General features: G+C 45.1%; 2 protein-coding genes. Both read left to right on the top strand.

The window, feature by feature from the left end; genetic code table 11:
• Positions 1 to 75: 75 nt before the first annotated feature.
• Positions 76 to 921 (top strand): DUF6612 family protein, encoded by an 846-nt coding sequence (locus H1R82_RS14295; RefSeq protein WP_181731879.1) that lies wholly within the window; start codon positions 76 to 78, stop codon positions 919 to 921.
• Between the two features lie 125 nt (positions 922 to 1,046).
• The gene (locus tag H1R82_RS14290) at positions 1,047 to 1,781 is read left to right on the top strand and encodes an arginase family protein (protein ID WP_181731880.1); all 735 of its coding nucleotides are present in this window, start codon (positions 1,047 to 1,049) and stop codon (positions 1,779 to 1,781) included.
• Positions 1,782 to 2,114: the final 333 nt, after the last annotated feature.

Here is a 2,114-nt window from a genome sequence, read left to right as displayed (position 1 = left end):
TAATTATTATATATAAAAAATTTAATTTATGCTAAAATATTACATAGATTACGGAAGCAAAGGAGTCAAAGTGTTATGCGAAGTTTGTGGAAATTATTTTCAGTCATGACCCTTTCGGGGGCCCTTCTCTTGACGGGTTGCGGCGGCAAAGAAAACGAAACGGCCGCAGATCAACCCAAACTCACTCCCACCCAAGTGATTGATAAATCCATGCAAACCATGGAAAAAGGCGGGCATACATACGATGTCAAAACGAATCAAACCATTACGGTAGCCTCCGGCGATGTGTCGCAAGCCATCAAAACCCGCACCACTTCCACCATTGATGTCACCATGAATCCGGTGGCCTTACACTTAAAAGGAAAAACCGAATCCAGCGGTGCGTCGGAAGAAATTGAGATGTTCCTTGCCGACAACGCCCTTTACAACAAAATCCCGCAAATGGGTTGGGTGAAAACCACCGTGGACACCTCCGCCATGGATGCCTCCCAGGATCCAATGTCAGGCATCAAACAGGTGGAGCAACTGTTTGAAAAATTGGGTGGAAATGCTCTTCCCGCCGGCGTTTCCTTAAATGAAGAAGGCAACCAATACGTTCTGTCCATTGATTTTACGGCCTTGAAACAAGACGGCCAATCATTTGAGAGCATGATGAAAGATCAAGTCATCCGAGGCCTGCAAAGCTCGGGCTTCGACCCGTCCAAATTGCAAAATATGAAGTTTGAGAAATTGAATCAAAAGATTTATATCGACAAAAACAACTTCAAACAAACCAAGACCCTGCAAGAAATGCATATCCTAGTTACCAATGACCAAGATACCTTCAAACTGGAACAACAAATGGAAATGAATTTAAAAGGTGAATACAACGGTAAAATCGAAGTGCCCGCTGATATAAAAAACAGCGCCAGACAAATTTAAAAAACCAACCGCTTTGCGGTTGGTTTTTTCGTCATTGATGTTTGGATCCCCGTCCGGAAGGGTATACAACTTTCACTTGGTTCTGTACTTCATTTCTTTTTTTATTCAGAAAGGAAATGATATTGATGGAACTGAGAGAAGTCACACTTTTAAATTTTGACAATACGTATCGGGAGCAACCTCAACTTTCCCGTGTCGCCAATCAATGGATTGAACTTCAAGATATCCCCGGAACCAACCTCTATTGTTCCGGACAAGCATGGCAAAAGTTAACGGAACGGATTCCTGAAAAAACCGGCCGGGGCATCACCTTTATCGGAAACGGGAATCACCATTATGTCACTTATCTGTTTTTGCAAAAATTCCACCAACCGTTTACTCTTGTCTTGTTTGACAACCATACCGACAGTCAGCCGCTTATGGGAAGCAAGTTGCTTTCTTGTGGTTCCTGGGTCGCGGAAGCGCTCGGAAATTTACCTTTTCTCCAAAAGGTTTTTTTGGTAGGGACCTGTTCAAAGTCCAAAGCGTTTCCGTCCCGGTTGAAAAACAAAATCGTGCTGTGGCTGAACCGGCAATGGGATCAACTCGTATCGGCCATTCCAACCGAGGACATCTATATCAGTATTGACAAAGATGTCCTGGACCGTGCCGACGCAATTACGAACTGGGACCAGGGAAACATGCGGTTGGCGGATTTGCTGGCAGCCCTTGGCCGACTCGCCTGCCGGAAAAAAGTTCTCGGCGTGGACGTCTGTGGTGAACTTCCCGTTTCCCCGGCTGAAGTTTGGTCTCACCGAAACGAACTGAAACGAAATGAAACAGCCAATTTATCCATCCTTCAGCAAATCTTGTCCTCTTAAAGCTGAAAAGCGCCCAGACCAAATGATGGCCGGGCGCTTTTTTTATTGATTCCTCATCATCCCCGCTCAAGCCGCTTTCTGCATTTTGGCCAACGGTTGCGGCAACGGCCAATCGGAAGGCGTGATCAGTGGTTGTTTCTTGTGGTCATGGGGACAAGTGGAATTCCATTTATTCCATCACTTTGGCTGATCCTCCTTCACACGTGTCAATCACAAATCTTTTATACTTGTCAAATAAATTTTTCCAGTTTGAACAAACAAAAAACCTTGCAACCGGACGATGACCCGTCTGCCTGCAAGGTTTGGGATGGTTCCGTTTAACGCGTTAAACGG

The organism is Thermoactinomyces intermedius (assembly GCF_013912365.1).
Lineage (GTDB): Bacteria > Bacillota > Bacilli > Thermoactinomycetales > Thermoactinomycetaceae > Thermoactinomyces > Thermoactinomyces intermedius.
The sequence above is the reverse complement of the archived record's forward strand: the minus strand, read 5'-3'. Positions and strand labels throughout refer to the sequence as shown.